This is a genomic window from Bacillus sp. MM2020_4 (assembly GCF_011250555.1).
Lineage (GTDB): Bacteria > Bacillota > Bacilli > Bacillales > Cytobacillaceae > Neobacillus.
The window spans coordinates 1-16,409 of the sequence record NZ_JAANMZ010000004.1; the positions used below are offsets into that span (position 1 = coordinate 1).

At 40.3% G+C, this 16,409-nt stretch carries 14 protein-coding genes and 1 riboswitch; of the genes, 7 read left to right on the plus strand and 7 right to left on the minus strand.

The genetic code is table 11. The features are described 5' to 3' along the window. Window positions 1–13: 13 nt before the first annotated feature. From G6554_RS04810 to G6554_RS04840, 7 genes are all read right to left on the minus strand, one after another. Window positions 14–679, minus strand: a complete 666-nt coding sequence (locus G6554_RS04810) for a CpsD/CapB family tyrosine-protein kinase (RefSeq protein WP_347564278.1) — start codon at window positions 677–679, stop codon at window positions 14–16. Beyond that, entirely contained in the window at window positions 657–1,394 is a 738-nt protein-coding gene (locus G6554_RS04815) for a YveK family protein (RefSeq protein ID WP_166239314.1), read from the minus strand. The genes G6554_RS04810 and G6554_RS04815 overlap by 23 nt, the downstream gene beginning before the upstream one ends. Before the next feature lie 570 nt (window positions 1,395–1,964). After that, window positions 1,965–2,420, minus strand: a complete 456-nt coding sequence (locus tag G6554_RS04820) for a lasso peptide biosynthesis B2 protein (protein WP_166239316.1) — start codon at window positions 2,418–2,420, stop codon at window positions 1,965–1,967. A gap of 28 nt (window positions 2,421–2,448) precedes the next feature. Next, entirely contained in the window at window positions 2,449–2,748 is a 300-nt protein-coding gene (locus tag G6554_RS04825) for a lasso peptide biosynthesis PqqD family chaperone (protein WP_166239318.1), read from the minus strand. Window positions 2,749–2,750: 2 nt separating this feature from the next. After that, window positions 2,751–3,680: a phosphoenolpyruvate carboxykinase (ATP) gene (locus G6554_RS04830; RefSeq protein WP_166239320.1), complete on the minus strand. Its 930-nt coding sequence runs from the start codon at window positions 3,678–3,680 to the stop codon at window positions 2,751–2,753. 141 nt (window positions 3,681–3,821) lie between these two features. Further along, entirely contained in the window at window positions 3,822–3,953 is a 132-nt protein-coding gene (locus G6554_RS04835; protein ID WP_166239322.1) for a paeninodin family lasso peptide, read from the minus strand. Between the two features lie 14 nt (window positions 3,954–3,967). Next, window positions 3,968–5,908 (minus strand): lasso peptide isopeptide bond-forming cyclase, encoded by a 1,941-nt coding sequence (locus G6554_RS04840; protein WP_166239324.1) that lies wholly within the window; start codon window positions 5,906–5,908, stop codon window positions 3,968–3,970. Window positions 5,909–6,319: 411 nt separating this feature from the next. After that, window positions 6,320–6,436, plus strand: a riboswitch (SAM riboswitch). Between the two features lie 143 nt (window positions 6,437–6,579). Between G6554_RS04840 and G6554_RS04845 the strand changes: the two genes are divergently transcribed. From G6554_RS04845 to G6554_RS04875, 7 genes are all read left to right on the plus strand, one after another. Beyond that, window positions 6,580–7,692, plus strand: coding sequence for a methionine biosynthesis PLP-dependent protein (locus G6554_RS04845; RefSeq protein WP_166239327.1), 1,113 nt, complete (start codon window positions 6,580–6,582; stop codon window positions 7,690–7,692). Continuing rightward, window positions 7,692–8,885 (plus strand): cystathionine beta-lyase, encoded by a 1,194-nt coding sequence (gene metC, locus G6554_RS04850; RefSeq protein ID WP_166239329.1) that lies wholly within the window; start codon window positions 7,692–7,694, stop codon window positions 8,883–8,885. The genes G6554_RS04845 and metC overlap by 1 nt, the downstream gene beginning before the upstream one ends. Then, window positions 8,882–10,744, plus strand: coding sequence for a bifunctional homocysteine S-methyltransferase/methylenetetrahydrofolate reductase (locus G6554_RS04855; protein ID WP_166239331.1), 1,863 nt, complete (start codon window positions 8,882–8,884; stop codon window positions 10,742–10,744). Before metC ends, G6554_RS04855 begins: the two co-directional genes overlap by 4 nt. Further along, window positions 10,722–14,171, plus strand: a complete 3,450-nt coding sequence (gene metH, locus G6554_RS04860; RefSeq protein ID WP_166239333.1) for a methionine synthase — start codon at window positions 10,722–10,724, stop codon at window positions 14,169–14,171. The genes G6554_RS04855 and metH overlap by 23 nt, the downstream gene beginning before the upstream one ends. A 282-nt stretch (window positions 14,172–14,453) precedes the next feature. Next, a complete protein-coding gene (locus tag G6554_RS04865; RefSeq protein ID WP_166239335.1) occupies window positions 14,454–14,867 on the plus strand; it encodes a MarR family winged helix-turn-helix transcriptional regulator in 414 nt (137 codons plus the stop codon). Between the two features lie 14 nt (window positions 14,868–14,881). After that, window positions 14,882–16,090: an MFS transporter gene (locus G6554_RS04870; protein ID WP_166239337.1), complete on the plus strand. Its 1,209-nt coding sequence runs from the start codon at window positions 14,882–14,884 to the stop codon at window positions 16,088–16,090. Window positions 16,091–16,157: 67 nt separating this feature from the next. Beyond that, on the plus strand, window positions 16,158–16,364 hold the full coding sequence (locus tag G6554_RS04875) for a hypothetical protein (RefSeq protein WP_166239339.1): 207 nt from the start codon (window positions 16,158–16,160) through the stop codon (window positions 16,362–16,364). Window positions 16,365–16,409 lie beyond the last annotated feature (45 nt).

Sequence of the window (16,409 nt, forward strand, 5' to 3'; positions counted from 1 at the left end):
CCGTTATGTATTCCTATTTATTCATGACAACCCCAACCAGTTTTGCTTTTGCAAAATCCAACACTTTTTTAGCTTCAGCCGCTTTTTCAAATTTTGTTTTACCATTTTGGATGACCAATATAACCCCATCACATTGATTTGCCAATAATTTAGTATCTGTTACTTCTAGTAGTGCATTTGTATCTATTAATATTGCAGCATATGATTTTGATGCTGTCTTTAGAAGGTCCTGCATCATATGGGAACCTAATAATTCAACTGGATTATACTGGATACGCCCACTAACTAAGAGATCTAGCCTTCCGATTTCTGTATGTTGAATAGCCTCATAGAAAGATACTTTCCCAGTAAGTACATCTGTTAGCCCAATTGAATTAGATGTCTTAAAAAAGGAATGCAAAGCAGGTTTCCTTATACTTGCATCTATTAATAGAACCTTCTCTTTCTGTTGTGCCATTGACACTGCCAGATTAGCCGCAGTAGTCGACTTACCTTCACCATCACCGGGCGAAGTAATTAAAAAAATTTGACTTTTTTCTTCAATCATAGAAAATTTAATATTTGTTTGAATCGTCCGAAATTGCTCCGATATCTTTGATTCTGGATGTGAGTAGGTAACAATTGTCCTCTTTTTGTTAGCTAACAAAGATTTTCGCTTATTTATTACCAATGTTCTCACCTCTTAGGTTATATTCAAGCTGCATAGTATTCGTTTTCCTTTTTACACTTCTTTTGCTTACTTTTGACACTCTTCCTAATACAGGTACACCAAGTAATAATTCAATTTCACGGACTGAACGAATTCTGTCATCCAATGACTCTAATAAAAATGCTAATCCAATACCAATTATTAAACCACCGGCAACCGCGATAAATAACTTATTATTGTTACCTTGATTAATTGCTACTGGGCTTACTTTAGCACCCGATAATAACCGTATATAGTCTTGACCGATTATGTTTGGTACTTCATCCCTAAATACCTTGGCCGTAGTATCCGCTAGTTTCGCTGCAAAAATGGGATCGGGGTCTATTACACTAATACTTACAACCTGGGACCCATCGACACTGCCAACACTAATTTGTCCTGCCAACGCTTCAGCAGTTCTATTAAGTTCTAGTTCTTTTATCACCTTGTCTAAAATGACTGAATCTCTAATTATTACTTGAAGGGTTTTTCTTGATTCTTCATCTGCACCTATTATGATCCTTGAAGAAGATTGATACAGTGGAATAGTCCTGGTTTGACTTAGAAGTACCCCCACAATACCGGCAAGTATTGTAACTACTGCTATGACCCAGAATCGTCTTTTAACTACTAGGAAAAGTTCTTTTAAATTTATTTCCTTGGCTTTCTTTTTCTCAGCATTGTTAAATTGATCAAAACTATTCATTTAACCACCTTTAATGTAAGACATTTATCCTTTAAGTATTCTAAATAAAGAACAAAATAACAAAAAAGAAAACCTTATAATTTTATTATTTCGACCCTTCAGCACCCGGAATATATTTTAGACTTTATAACATTTATTATAGTTCTTTATACAGAACAGGTCAATCGAATATTTTAAACTGTTAGATAAATGATGTTAAGTGGTAATGGTAATATACTAGCAAACACTGAACCCCATTTGTTTTCTGCCAATGTATTGGATTACTTAATAAACCTTCTAGAAATGTATTTGCTTTGTGAAATAACAAATAAGTTTCATTTACAAATCCTCCTATTATTTCCTTGGCGCTTGGTTTTCCTCCAAGACCAAAAAAGGACATAAAGGAAAATATTAAAAATGAAGATACGTAGGAAATGGTAATATCACAGCATCCCCTGAATAAGGCTATAAAAGTATAACCCACCATGTCACTCAACTTGGGAAACAACAAAAAAAGATAAAATCCCCCTCCCCAAATAATAGACAGAATAACTGGTTGTGGACCTCATTAATAATTTCAACTTGACCCTTTCAATTACCCATTCTTTTAGCAAATTTGCTTACCACCACAAATTGGTCCATGACCTCTGCACCTGTTATAAATAAAGGGCCACTTCGCAGCCATGCATGAGCAATTAGTTTTCCATTTTCATCTTTCGAAGTTCCAAAATAAATAGTACTTTCGATTTTTCGCTTTTCCAACATTTTCATCGCTGCAATTGCCTTAACTAGACACATGCTTTCCCAAATTGTATAGCGGCTCATAATATTAACTGCTTGGGATACATTCCTAATAAGTTTTCTATTCCCTTCATCCATATCAAAAGTAGTTTCTTTCATATGCTCTCCTAAGGAAGGAGCAACCTTTGAAAATGATATGCCTTTTAGAATTCGTGCCCAACCAAGAAGAAGAAAAGCCTCTACTAATAGCAGTTTTATCTTCATATCTAATAACATAAAAATCTTTAACCTTTTCAAAACTGTCATTAGAAATTACCTACTTTTTTCATATTTATTACAACGAGCGATCTAAAATTTCAATTAAGCCTTCATCCAATAAGAGTTCCAAAAACGATATAACATGGTCCTCACACTCTGACAATTTGACATCATAATTGGACATTAGGGTTTCAAGCAATTGTTTGACTGCCATTTCTTCCCCAATCAGATCCCAAATATCGCCGCCAATTTCACCTAAATTGTAGTACTTGCCTTTATTAACACTTAACATAACCTTTTCTCCACCCATATCACTAACAATGTTTCCTTTTATCTGGACAACGGAGTCGTTTAATGAAATCTTACTTTTAATCATTTTTACTCTCCTTTTTCGATAGCATTTAATATTGTTGATACTAATTCGGTTGCGCTAAATCCATTAACAGGTCGTTTCAATTGATATATATCTATTTTATTTACTATATTGGCAGAAGTTTGAAAGTGCCAGTTCATTAACCCCAAATCCCTTATAAGGAAGTTTCGAAATGTATTGGAAAATAGGATATAAAACCGTTCCATTTTTTCTATTCTACGTATTTCAATCTTAGTATTCTTTGATTTTATTAATTCAAAGACTCCCGCAAGCGGTAATGGTTCTCTAAAGTAATTTGTAGAAACTGGTACACTATACTTGGTTTCTCTCCCAAATATTGAATTGTAATCATTAGCATCCATTCCAAAATTACTTAGACTTTCTTTCCATAGCTTTTGCTGGGGATAGGATGGAGTTACAAATGGAATTGATTCTTCTTGCGAAAGAGAAACAGCTAAAACATCGTCACTTAAAAGTTGATACCCTTCACTTAAAAATGCAGATGCCAGCGTAGACTTTCCAGCCCCTGACTCCCCAATAATAGCATATGCTTTCCCGTTAATCGCCAAAGCACTTCCATGTAATGGAAATACTCTTCTTTGTAGTAAAATCGCCCCCATACAAGTTCCTAATAGATAAAGGCGAATGATATCCTCATCATAATCATTTAATGGAGAAACGATTATTTTTTTTCCTTCCATAATACAGAAGGTAGCAATATTAGGCACTTGGAACATAACTAAATTTTCATTAACAACAAATGCACTCTGAGTATTTGATAATTCAAGCCATAACTTTGATAAGTCTTTAATTTTTATTTCCAAATCAATTGAAACTTTTTTATTATTCATTTGAGGTAATTCAGGAAAAGGAATTTCACTTTTAATCATATAGCCAAAAGCTTTGTAAATCACTTGTGTAGTTATTTCAATCATTCTTCCAACTCCAATATATCCAGGGTTATGTTGAAGGTCCTATATTCTTAATTCATACAAGGACCTTCAACATGTGTACCTAAAATAATTGTAATCTACTAGGTTCCATATGTATGAAATACAAGTAGATTCGTTCCCCTTTTAGCTGAATGTTAAATCGCTTTTTAGGGTACCATCTGGAAAATCATTATCCAAACGATCCCCGTCAGCCCCAAGCATAGTCATATTAACATCAAGCACTTCTAATTCTGGTTTCTGCCATTCCTTTTTCATTAAATCACCCCCCTTCAAGAAAATTCTTTAATAAAACGATATACAACTAAACTTTGCATTAAAATTTTATAGTCAGGATTTGTATCCAATTCCGGTCGAGCCCCTTGTCTTGCCATTACAAGAGCTTTTTCAATAACTAATCCATTTAAATATTCTATAGCCCTTTTATCTGTTCTAAGATGTTCGAGTTCATTTATGAATTTATCCCAATGTGGAACCATTCGATGAACCCAATCAGCACCTTGAACCCCTCGGATACGTTGATTTAATCTAACCTTATCTGGTAATAAATTCTCTGTAGCCCTTCTTATAAGAGCTCGATCTAATCCATTTTGAACATATTGTTCTTCAGGTACTGATAAACAAAAACGAACTACCCGAATATCATTAGTTGGATCTCGCTTCCATAATGAGTGCTTTAAAGATAGTTTTGATGTAAGTGTATTACCTGCATTCCATGGAAAGATATCTTCAAAAAGTGTTCTTCTTCCCTCATAAATATTTGAAGGTGAAAACCATCCTGATTGCCCAATACCATGCTTTTTTAGTTTTTCCATAATCCCAATACGTTTTGCAAATTCCGGGTTAATTAGAGACGGACGTTTATAAAGGGTTCCCTTTGGAAATAGTTGTTCAATTATCGGAAAGCCCACTCTCGCAATTGCTGGTAATCTTCGAAGTCTAGGACCGCCTACATTTTTGCAGTATTGATTTAATTCCTCAAAAAGCCGAATCCATTTTAGTCTTTTTAAAAGAATGCCGAAATAGTCAAGGGCTGATCCCCAAGATATGGTGAAATTTCCTCTATCTCCATTTAGTAAAACCCCAATCCCTTCCTTATGAGCACTCTCAAACACGCCCTTTAACCAAAAAGAATTCTCAAAGAACTTGTAAGGCATTTCCATAATCTCAAGCATGTCATGGATTTCCGAATATGAATTCTTTCTCTCAAAATCCAAGTAGTGATCACTTATACCGCCAACGTGTTCTACTGTTAATTTAATAAAGGGCCTCTCATCGGCCATTAATTGCTTTGGAGTGAAGTCGATAAAATCATTCGGTGGGATATAACTAAATGTGTGTAGTGTTTTATTTTCCTCCTTCATTGCCTTTGCAGCAAAACCAACTACCGCCCCGGAATCTAAACCTCCACTTAACTGTGAACCCACTTTACGATGTGTTCGTAACCTACAGTTTACAGCCTCTTGAAAAACTTCTTGAAATGCTTCCACATACTCTTCGTTTGATTTTAGTTTTAATCGTTCCCCCGTTGAAAACATCCCATATCTCGTAAGCTTAATTTTCCCCTGAGCTAGTAAAATACTATGAGCTGGAGGTAACTGTTCTATATTTTTATAAGGTGTTGTTAAAGCATCTAATGTATCAATCATTCCGGAGATAGACAGGAATTCAGCAAGCCATTGTTCATTCAGTTGTTTATCTACATAGGATAAAGAAAGTAATGGTTCTATTGTTGTACAAAAGGCAAAGCGTAATTGATTCTGGTAATAATAAAGGGTTCTATATCCCGAAAGATCTCTTGCACCAAAAAATTGTTGCCTTTTCTCATCCCATATCATAAAAGCGAAATCCCCTATTAAGTACTTCGGCGATTCTTCCCCCCACTTATGATAAGAAAGCAAAATTAACTCACTATCGGTTATTTCTTTTCTTTTTCTTTTATCAACTTGTAATCTCTCAAATAACTCTTCCCGATTATCAATAATTGCATCAGCCGTTATTGCTAGTTTCCTTTCATGATCATAGTAAGGAAGTTTTTCGCCGACGGACTCTGGGGTAATCCATTGGGCATGGCAGCCGAGGAAGACTTTATCGCTATTCCATATCTGAACGTCGTTTGCAGGGTATCTTTCTAATTCCTTCATTAGGGTCCTGCCGTGTTCGAGGTTAATAGGTTCATCGTTTAAATGATATATTCCAGCTATTGCGCTCATTGTTTCCTCCTGCCAAGTATGTAAAAGTCATCTATTTTCAAAATCCATACTTTTAACCTATGCTTACCCATTGTTTAATTATTCAGACTACTCATTATAAAATTATGTTCTACAAAGTGAATATTTTCTCATATTCCCTCTACTATTCATTTAGCCCTAAAGACCCGCAATTTCTCCTATTTTTTAATAAGTAATAGATTTAACACCATTGAATACTCATTAAAATGTAACTAATTACGAACATGTAGTTCTACATAAAGAACAATTTGATAAACCAATAATATAATCTAATAGTCATAGTGTCAACCAGTATCTCCTATACAAAAACCAACAAAAACTGCAATTTTCATAAAAGTAATTGACATCCGAATCAATCTGTAGTAAATTTTATAAATAATCTAAATAATCGATTTCTTATCAAGAGAGGTTGAGGGAATGGCCCTACGACGCCTCAGCAACCATCAATGGATTCATCCATTGAAAAGGTGCTAAGTCCTGCAAATTAGCTGCTAATTTGCAAGATAAGAAGAATGACACTTTGGTCGTGCTTACAAAAGTCTTCTTCTTATAGAAGACTTTTTTTTATTATTACGCAACTTTATCGCCGCAGAGCATTAAAGCAGCACTGACGAAACGAAACTATTTCATTTATTAAACAAGGAGTGTTCACCATGTACAAAATTGATACGAAACTTGCCCAAATTGGAAATCGCAGTGATACAGCTACAGGAACCGTAAATCCTCCCGTTTATTTTTCAACAGCTTTCAGACACAATGGGATCGGGCAATCAACAGGTTTTGACTATTCACGGACGGGGAATCCAACACGCCAGATTCTTGAAAAAACGATTGCCGATTTGGAATGTGGTGATCAGGGTTTCGCCACAAGCTCGGGGATGGCGGCAATTTTCACCATTCTTTCTTTATTCCAAAGCGGTGATGAATGGTTAGTAAGCGAGGATTTATATGGCGGCACCTACCGTTTATTAGAACAAGGCTATAAAAAATGGGGCTTAACGTGTCAATATGTCAATACATGTTGTCCTGAAGAGATTGAACGGAAGATTTCACCACAGACGAAAGCGATCTTTCTTGAGACTCCTACCAATCCCCTCATGCAACAATCCGATATTGCCGCTGTTTCAGCCATTGCTAAGAAACATGGCCTATTGCTGATTGTTGATAATACTTTCTATACTCCACTATTACAGCAGCCAATCGTACTTGGTGCCGATATTGTCATTCATAGCGCGACGAAATATCTTGGCGGTCATAATGACGTTCTTGCTGGGCTGATTGTCGCAAAAGGGAAGGAACTTTGTGAGGCCTTGGCCTTCCATCATAACGGGGCAGGCGGTGTCCTGAGTCCTTTTGACTCCTGGCTGTTAATGCGCGGCATGAAGACCTTGTCGCTTCGGATGAAACAACATGAGAAAAATGCAAAAGAGATTGTGGAATACCTTTCCCGACATGAAGCGGTGACCGATGTTCTTTATCCGGGAAGAGGCGGGATGGTTTCATTCCGGTTAAAAGAAGAAGCATGGATTAATCCGTTTTTACAAGGCTTAAAGCTAATTACCTTCGCCGAAAGTCTTGGCGGCACTGAAAGCTTTATTACGTACCCGGCAACGCAAACACACGCGGATATTCCAGAAGAAATAAGGATTCAATCAGGCGTTGACAACCGTTTATTGCGTTTTTCCGTTGGCATTGAAGATGCAGAGGATTTAATTGTTGACCTTGAGGGCGCTTTTGCCCATCTCAATGAAGGAGTGATCGCCTAATGGCACAGGAAGAATTTAGTTTTGAAACCAGGCTTCTCCATAATAAACATAAAATCGATCCAACCACCGGTGCTGTCAGTGTGCCGATTCAGCATGCATCCACCTTCCATCAATCTGATTTTGATCAGTTTGGTAAGTACGATTATGGCCGTAGTTTAAATCCGACAAGGGAAGCACTTGAAGATGTCATTGCTGAACTCGAAGGCGGGGTAAAAGGATTTGCCTTTTCATCCGGTATGGCCGCGATCTCGACGGCATTTCTTCTGCTTTCTGCCGGGGATCATATGGTGATAACCGAAGATGTGTACGGCGGTACCTTCCGAATGGTGACGGAGGTTCTTTCACGGCTTGGGATTGAACATACATTTGTTGATATGACAAATCTTGATGAAGTAAAACAAGCGATTCAACACAATACTAAAGCCTTTTATGTGGAAACACCGTCGAATCCATTGATGAAAGTAACTGACATTAAGGCGATTAGTAAGATAGCAAAGAAAACGGGTGCGTTCACCTTTGTTGATAACACGTTCCTTACTCCAGCCTTTCAAAAACCATTGGCATTAGGTGCAGATGTTGTCCTCCATAGCGCTACAAAATTTTTATCCGGGCATAGTGATGTCGTGGCAGGACTCGCGGTTGTCAAGGACGAAGATTTAGCCAAAAGATTAGGCTTTTTACAAAATGGCTTTGGCGCGATCCTGGGTGTTCAAGATGCTTGGCTTGTATTAAGAGGCATTAAGACGCTGCACGTCCGTCTGGAACAATCACAAAAGTCGGCTATGAAACTAGCGGAATTTTTAGATGCCCATCACCTTGTTGAAAAAGTTCATTATCCAGGGCTTGAAAGTCATCCGCAATATCAGCTGCAAAAAGAGCAAGCAGCTAGTCCTGGGGCCGTGTTATCGTTTGAACTGGCTACTGAAGATGCGCTGCGAATCTTTCTTGCCAATGTAAAAATCCCTGTATTCGCGGTTAGTCTCGGTGCAGTTGAATCGATTCTTTCCTACCCGGCAAAAATGTCTCATGCGGCAATGCCACAAGCGGAACGAGAAAAGCGCGGGATTACCAATAGCCTTATCCGCCTATCGGTTGGGCTCGAAAACCCAGAAGATTTGATTAAAGACTTTTCACAGGCCCTCCGTCATGTTGAACAAAAACAATTGGTTTTACCACAAGGAGAAACTCCATGAGTTTTTTAGAAAAATTACAAAATCAGATTTTAATCGCTGATGGTGCGATGGGAACCCTTCTTTATTCCTATGGAACGGATTGCTGCTTTGAGGAATTGAATCTGTCGCAGTCAGAACAGATTCAATCCATCCATAAAGCTTATATAGATGCCGGAGCAGACGTGATTCAAACCAATACCTATGCTGGGAACTACTTAAAACTGCAGCGCTATGGACTAGAAGACTCGGTGAAAGAAATTAACAGTGCTGCCGTTCGCAATGCCAAAAAGGCCGCAGAAACTAATGCCTATGTACTTGGAACAATGGGCGGTAATCGCGGTGTTAAGCCCAACTCTATTTCTATCGATGAGCTGAAACGCAGCTTCCGCGAACAATTATACTGCCTGCTGCTTGAAGGGGTTGACGGTTTATTGCTGGAAACCTTTTACGACTTAGAAGAACTCGAAACCGTTCTGACCATTGCCCGGAAGGAAACCAAGCTGCCGATTATTGCCCAGGTTTCGCTTCAAGAGCCAGGCATTTTGCAAAATCAATTGCCTGTTAACGAAGCTATGACAAGGTTAGAAGGTCTGGGAGCAGATGTCATTGGCCTAAATTGCCGGCTTGGGCCGCATCATATGCTGCTCGCACTGGAACAGATTGAACTTCCAAAGCATGCCTTTCTCTCGGCCTACCCAAATGCCAGTCTGCCGACCTATACGGATGGGAAATTTCATTACGAAGGGGATGCTGATTATTTTTGTCAGTCAGCTCGTGCCTTTCGCAATGAAGGGGTTCGCCTACTTGGCGGATGCTGCGGCACAACACCGGCGCACATCCGGGCATTTGCGTCAGAACTGAAGAATAGTGTTCCCATTACCGAAAAGGTAGTCAAATTGAAACCAAAGAAGAGTGTCGTCGAAACTTCTGCTGTTAAAAGGGAGTTCACTCCCCTTCAGGAAATTGTAAAGGAACGACCGTCGGTAATCGTGGAATTAGATCCACCAAGAAAGCTGGATACAACGAAATTTTTCGAAGGGGCCCAGGCGTTAAAGGACGCGGGAATTGATTCGATCACATTGGCCGACAATTCACTGGCCACCGTACGGATTTCCAACGAATCCCTCGGTTACTTATTAAAAGAGAGATTAAATGTAAGACCGCTCATCCATTTATCCTGTCGCGACCGCAATATTATCGGCTTGCAGTCACACTTAATGGGTCTGCACACACTTGGCTTGAATGATGTCCTAGCCATCACCGGTGACCCTGCCCGGGTTGGCGATTTCCCTGGTGCCTCTTCCGTGTATGATGTATCTTCATTTGAATTGATTCAAATGATTAAGCAGTTAAATGAAGGTCTTTCTTTTTCCGGAAAGGATTTGGGGCAAAAAACAGCATTCAGTATTGCCGCCGCCTTTAACCCGAATGTCCGCTCCGTAGAAAAAGCTGTAAAGCGGTTGGAGAAGAAAATCCACTATGGGGCTGATTACTTTATCACCCAGCCGGTTTTTTCCGAGGAAAAGCTGCTGGAAGTCTATCAACATACGAAACATTTAGATGCACCGATTTATATTGGCTTAATGCCACTTATCAGTAGCAAAAATGCCGAGTTTCTTCATAATGAAGTACCCGGTATAAAAATCGCTGATTCGATCCGTGAGCGGATGGCGGGCTTGAATGATAACCCGCTTCAGGCCACAAGAGAAGGAATTGAAATAACCAAGTCACTTATTGACGCGGCTTTGGATTTATTTAACGGAATTTATTTAATAACACCATTTTTACGCTATGAATTAACCACTGAGCTGGCCCAATATGCTAGAAATCGTGCCAGCGAAATAAGGGGGAACAGCTATGCCAAAAACATCGTTTATTGAGCAACTAAAAAATCGCATCCTTGTTATGGACGGGGCAATGGGAACCATGCTGCAGCAGGCGGAGCTTACTCCTAATGATTTTGGCGGCGAGCAGTATGATGGCTGCAACGAAAACTTGAATTTAACCGCTCCAGCTGTCATTGCAAACATTCACCGCGAATATTTGGCGGCTGGCGCCGACATTATCGAAACAAATACGTTTGGGGCAACGAGCATCGTCCTTGATGAATATGAATTAGGATTTAAAGCCTATGAGATCAATAAAATTGCCGCCATGATTGCGGTTCGGGAAGCGATGAAGGCTTCGACCGATGAGTGGCCCCGCTATGTGGCAGGTTCGATGGGACCGACAACGAAAACACTAAGTGTTACCGGTGGAACAACCTTTGATGCGCTCTCTGCTTCCTACGAAGAACAAGCGATTGGTTTAATTGACGGTGGTGTTGATTTACTCTTGCTGGAAACGAGCCAAGACATGCTTAATGTGAAGGCCGGCTATGTCGGGATTCAGAAGGCTTTTGAGAAAACAGGAAAGACACTGCCATTGTTCATTTCCGGAACGATTGAGCCGATGGGAACCACGCTCGCAGGACAAACGATTGAGTCGTTCTATATTTCTGTTGAGCATATGAATCCTGTCGCCGTTGGTTTGAACTGTGCCACAGGTCCGGAATTTATGCAGGATCATGTTCGTTCGCTGGCAGGGCTTGCTGCTACTGCGGTCAGCTGTTATCCGAATGCCGGTTTACCGGACGAGGAAGGGCATTACCATGAAACACCTGAAACACTTGCCAAGAAGCTTTCGGATTTTGCCGCTCACGGCTGGCTGAATATTGTCGGCGGCTGCTGTGGTACGACACCTGAACATATTCGAGCCATTGCTGAGGCGATGAAAGAATATAAGCCGCGGGAAGTTCAACAATCCAGTGTTCATATGGTCTCCGGTATTGAGCCTTTTGTTTACGATGACCCGACTTTAAGACCTATCTTGGTTGGCGAGCGGACGAATGTCATTGGATCAAGGAAATTCAAACGGTTAATCACAGAGGGTAAATTTGAAGAAGCAGCGGAAATTGCCCGTTCACAGGTAAAAGGCGGTGCGCATGTGATTGATCTTTGCCTTGCAGATCCAGACCGTGATGAAATAGTAGACATGGAAAATTTCATCAAAGAGGTAGTGAAGAAGATTAAAGTACCACTTGTGATTGATTCAACCGATGAAAGGGTCATTGAACGGGCCCTTAAATATTCGCAGGGAAAAGCGATTATTAATTCGATTAATCTTGAAGATGGGGAAGAGCGTTTTGAAGCTGTTGTACCTTTAATCCACCGTTATGGGGCAGCTGTCGTTGTTGGAACCATCGATGAAAAAGGAATGGGCGTTACCGCTGAGCGGAAACTGGCGATTGCTAAACGTTCTCATGACCTGCTAGTGAATAAATACGGCCTTAAACCACAGGATTTAATTTTTGATCCGCTTGTTTTTCCAGTTGGCACGGGCGATGCTCAATATATCGGTTCTGCCAATGCTACGGTTGAAGGAATCAGGTTAATCAAAGAGCAACTTCCAGGCGTTCAAACAATTCTCGGTGTGAGCAATGTTTCATTTGGTCTTCCTCCTGTTGGCAGAGAAATTCTAAACTCTGTGTATCTGTACCATTGCACGTTGGCAGGGCTTGACTATGCCATCGTCAATACGGAAAAATTGGAGCGGTTTGCGTCGATTTCGAAGGAAGAAGTTCAATTAGCAGAAGCTCTTCTTTTTGATACAACAGATGAAACCCTTGCAACCTTTACTGAATTTTATCGCGGCAAAAAGAAAGAATCGAAAGTAACCGGCACCAATATGAGCTTAGAAGAACGGCTTGCCTATTATGTGGTGGAAGGGACAAAAGAAGGCTTGCTGCCTGATTTAGACCTTGCGCTTGAGTCCTACTCTGCCCCTCTTGAAATCATTAACGGGCCATTAATGGATGGGATGAAGGAAGTTGGGCGCTTGTTCAACGACAACCAATTAATTGTTGCGGAAGTACTGCAAAGCGCCGAAGTAATGAAAGCATCCGTATCACACTTAGAGCCGCATATGGAAAAAGGCGATGTTTCTGCCTCGAAAGGAAAAGTGATTCTGGCAACGGTTAAAGGCGATGTCCATGATATCGGGAAAAACTTAGTGGATATCATTCTAAGTAATAATGGCTATCAGGTACATGATCTTGGGATTAAGGTGACACCTACCGAGTTGGTTCAGGCCATTCAAAAGGAAAAACCGGATTTTGTTGGGCTATCTGGTTTGCTGGTTAAATCCGCGCAGCAAATGGTCTTAACCGCTCAAGATATGAAGGAAGCGGGGATTTCTTTACCTATCTTAGTTGGCGGTGCCGCCCTATCCCGGAAATTCACGGATACAAAAATTTCTAAAGAGTATGATGGTCTTGTTCTTTATGCAAAGGATGCGATGACGGGCTTATCCCTTGCTAACCAGTTAGGCTCACCCGAAGAACACCAAAAGCTGCACGATGAAAAAGCGGAAAGACTTGCTGCTTTAGAGATCCCAAGGGAATTGCCAATCCGGCCGAGTGGCTCAGTTGCCGTGAAAGTACGGCCTGCCATTTCCACTGAGGCACCGGTCTTTACGCCATTAGATACAAAAAGGCATATTTTGAGGTCCTATTCTCTCTCCCATATCGAACCGTATATCAATATGCAAATGCTCCTTGGACATCATCTTGGTGTGAAGGGGAAAATTGCAAAATTACTTGCAGAGCGGGATGAGAAGGCAGTAAAAATAAAAGAGATTGTTGACCAATTACTAGCAGAAGCAAAAGCGAATCAATGGATTACACCTGCGGCTGCCTATCAATTTTTCCCTGCACAATCAGATGGGAACAAAGTGTATATCTATGACCCGGAAAATCCGGATGTCGTTATTGAAACGTTTGATTTTCCACGACAGGAATCAGCACCGCATCTTTGTTTAGCGGACTTTTTAAAATCCGTTGACAGCGGTGTGAAAGATTATGTTGGCTTCTTTACGGTTACTGCCGGAAGAGGAATTCGTGAAAAAGCCGACCAGTTGAAGGCTGAAGGTCGTTTTCTTGAATGCCATGCTCTTCAGGCAATGGCGCTGGAGACGGCAGAGGGCTTTGCTGAATTGATTCACCGGCAGATGCGCGACCGCTGGGGATTCCCGGATCCACTTGATTTTTCGATGCAAGATCGGTTTGCCGCACATTATCAAGGACAACGCTTTTCGTTTGGCTACCCGGCATGTCCGGAATTAGAGGATCAGAAAAAGCTGTTTAAGCTTATTGGCCCAGAGGAAATCGGCATCCAATTAACAGACGGCTGTATGATGGAACCGGAAGCATCCGTGTCAGCGATCGTCTTTGCTCATCCGGAAGCTAGGTATTTTAATGTGTTGAGATAAGGGGTTATTTTCCGCGGAATTTTGTGGGCGATTCCGCGGATTTTATGTTTGTTTAAAGGACATTTTCTTAAAAATTGAGATTCCGCCAATTTGGTCCGGATTTCCGCCAATCTAGAGGATAAAGTCCGCCAAACTTTGTATTATTTCCGCCAAATTTTCCTTTGATTCCGCCAAACACTTCTATACTACCTTTTTTATGATAAAACAGTACCCTTCCTTGACAATTATCACTAAATCCACTATAGTTACCTAGGTAACTAATTTTCCTAATTGGAGCGCATTATGATAAGCCACGAATTATTCCATACTCTTCATCAGCTTTCACGTCAACTTACCAATAAACTCAATGAGTCCTTAAAACCATTTGGATTATACAGTGCCCAGTGGGCTGTCATTTTTGTCCTTAAAAATAAAGGGTCACTTACGCAAAAAGAACTTTGTGATTATTTATTTGTTGAAGCGCCGCCGATGACCCGAACCATCCAACGTCTCGTCAAACAAGGATATGTGAGGCAGGTTCCAGGGAAGGACAAACGAGAAAAACATGTGCAATTAACTGATGCAGCCTTGAGTGAATACCCACTGTGGGAAAGTGTCGTCACAACGGTGAATCAGGAGTTATTAAAGCACTTTCCGGTGGCATCACAAGAAGAGCTTCTTAAACTGCAAACCAACTGGTTACAGCAAATTTTATAATAGGGGTGCATCGTATGATTAAACCAAAACTTTGGAGCAAAGATTTTATCAGCGTTTCTTTAAGTAACTTTTTTCTATTTTTAACCTTTTACATCCTACTGGTCACTTTACCGTCGTACGCAATGGATGAGTTACATAGCAGTTCTTCTGTCGCAGGGCTTATGACAACGGTATTTCTGCTGTCCGCCATCATTTCACGTCCGCTTGCTGGGCAATGGCTTGAAAGTAAAGGACACAAGAAAGTACTATTAATTGCCCTCGTTTTATTTGCCGGCGCTTCCCTTTTATACTTTTTTCCAACATCAATTATTGGATTTCTAGTTGTCCGTTTAGTACACGGGATTGGCTTCGGGATGGCGACAACAGCTGTTGGTACAATCGTAGCTGATATCATTCCAGTCTCACGACGCGGCGAAGGAATGGGCTATTTCGTGATGTCAACAAATATGGCAATGGTCATCGGGCCATTTGTTGGGTTACTGGCCATCCAACAGTGGGGATCTTCTATTCTTTTTATCCTTAGTGTCGTTGTGGCGGTTGGTTCTTTACTTACCGGATTAAGTGTTGGGATTAAGAAACCAGTACAACCTGCTGAAAAAGCCATTTCTTCATCATTTTCATTTAGAAATCTTTTCGAGGCTTCTGCCATTCCGATTGCCCTGGTAGGCAGCTTCATGGCCATTGTTTATTCTGCCCTGCTTTCATTCGTGTCAATATATGCAAATCAAATTCATTTAGCAAATGTTGCCAGTCTGTTCTTTGTGGTCTATGCCATTGTTTTATTATTATCAAGACCATTTACAGGAAAGTGGCTCGATCAATATGGTCCAAATGTCATTTCCTTCCCCTGTATTGCACTTTTTGCCATTGGTATGCTTGTTTTAAGCCAAAGTACTGGGGCTGGAACATTCTTATTATCTGCTGGATTGATTGGCTTGGGCTGGGGAACACTCTTTCCTACCTTTCAAACTATTGCCATCCAAGATGCTGAACCTAGAAAAAGAGGTCTGGCAACAGCAACCTTTTTATCCATATATGATACCGGTATTGCACTAGGTTCATTCATTGTCGGGATTATCGCGGTAAAAATGGATTACAGTACGTTATACTTCTTTTGTTCCTTCTATATTTTAATTGGAATGGTGCTATATTACTTCCTTCATACGAAGAAACAGCGTTCTGCTGATTCAGTGAAGGAACAAACGACCGTTCATGATGCGTAACTCATTCGAAGCAAAGCTCCGCCAGATGGTATATAATAGAATGAAACCAAATGGAGGAGTGATTTTCATGGCGAAATCCAAAGCCAAGAAGGTAAGAGAAAAACTTGCACGCGCGGGAAAACTAAATCCCGATGCAAAGCGAAGTGGGTTTGTTTTCACAGATATGCGTACAAGAATGACGAAGACGAAAAAGGATCATTTATATCAGTTTAAATATAAGAACCATCAATCCAATGACGGAAATGATGGTTCTTTTTTTATTGTAAATAGTTAGATTTCCAAAAGTTTTGAAATGAGCCGATGATTTTACATACTACAA

Bases quoted from the DNA above. Each gene is read 5' to 3' on its own strand.
- G6554_RS04815 (WP_166239314.1), bottom strand. From the start codon at position 1,394: ATGAATAGTTTTGATCAATTTAACAATGCTGAGAAAAAGAAAGCCAAG.
- metC (WP_166239329.1), top strand. From the start codon at position 7,692: ATGGCACAGGAAGAATTTAGTTTTGAAACCAGGCTTCTCCATAATAAA.
- G6554_RS04840 (WP_166239324.1), bottom strand. From the start codon at position 5,908: ATGAGCGCAATAGCTGGAATATATCATTTAAACGATGAACCTATTAAC.
- G6554_RS04835 (WP_166239322.1), bottom strand. From the start codon at position 3,953: ATGAAAAAGGAATGGCAGAAACCAGAATTAGAAGTGCTTGATGTTAAT.
- G6554_RS04865 (WP_166239335.1), top strand. From the start codon at position 14,454: ATGATAAGCCACGAATTATTCCATACTCTTCATCAGCTTTCACGTCAA.
- G6554_RS04825 (WP_166239318.1), bottom strand. From the start codon at position 2,748: ATGATTAAAAGTAAGATTTCATTAAACGACTCCGTTGTCCAGATAAAA.
- G6554_RS04845 (WP_166239327.1), top strand. From the start codon at position 6,580: ATGTACAAAATTGATACGAAACTTGCCCAAATTGGAAATCGCAGTGAT.
- G6554_RS04875 (WP_166239339.1), top strand. From the start codon at position 16,158: ATGGCGAAATCCAAAGCCAAGAAGGTAAGAGAAAAACTTGCACGCGCG.
- G6554_RS04820 (WP_166239316.1), bottom strand. From the start codon at position 2,420: ATGACAGTTTTGAAAAGGTTAAAGATTTTTATGTTATTAGATATGAAG.
- G6554_RS04855 (WP_166239331.1), top strand. From the start codon at position 8,882: ATGAGTTTTTTAGAAAAATTACAAAATCAGATTTTAATCGCTGATGGT.
- G6554_RS04830 (WP_166239320.1), bottom strand. From the start codon at position 3,680: ATGATTGAAATAACTACACAAGTGATTTACAAAGCTTTTGGCTATATG.
- G6554_RS04870 (WP_166239337.1), top strand. From the start codon at position 14,882: ATGATTAAACCAAAACTTTGGAGCAAAGATTTTATCAGCGTTTCTTTA.
- metH (WP_166239333.1), top strand. From the start codon at position 10,722: ATGCCAAAAACATCGTTTATTGAGCAACTAAAAAATCGCATCCTTGTT.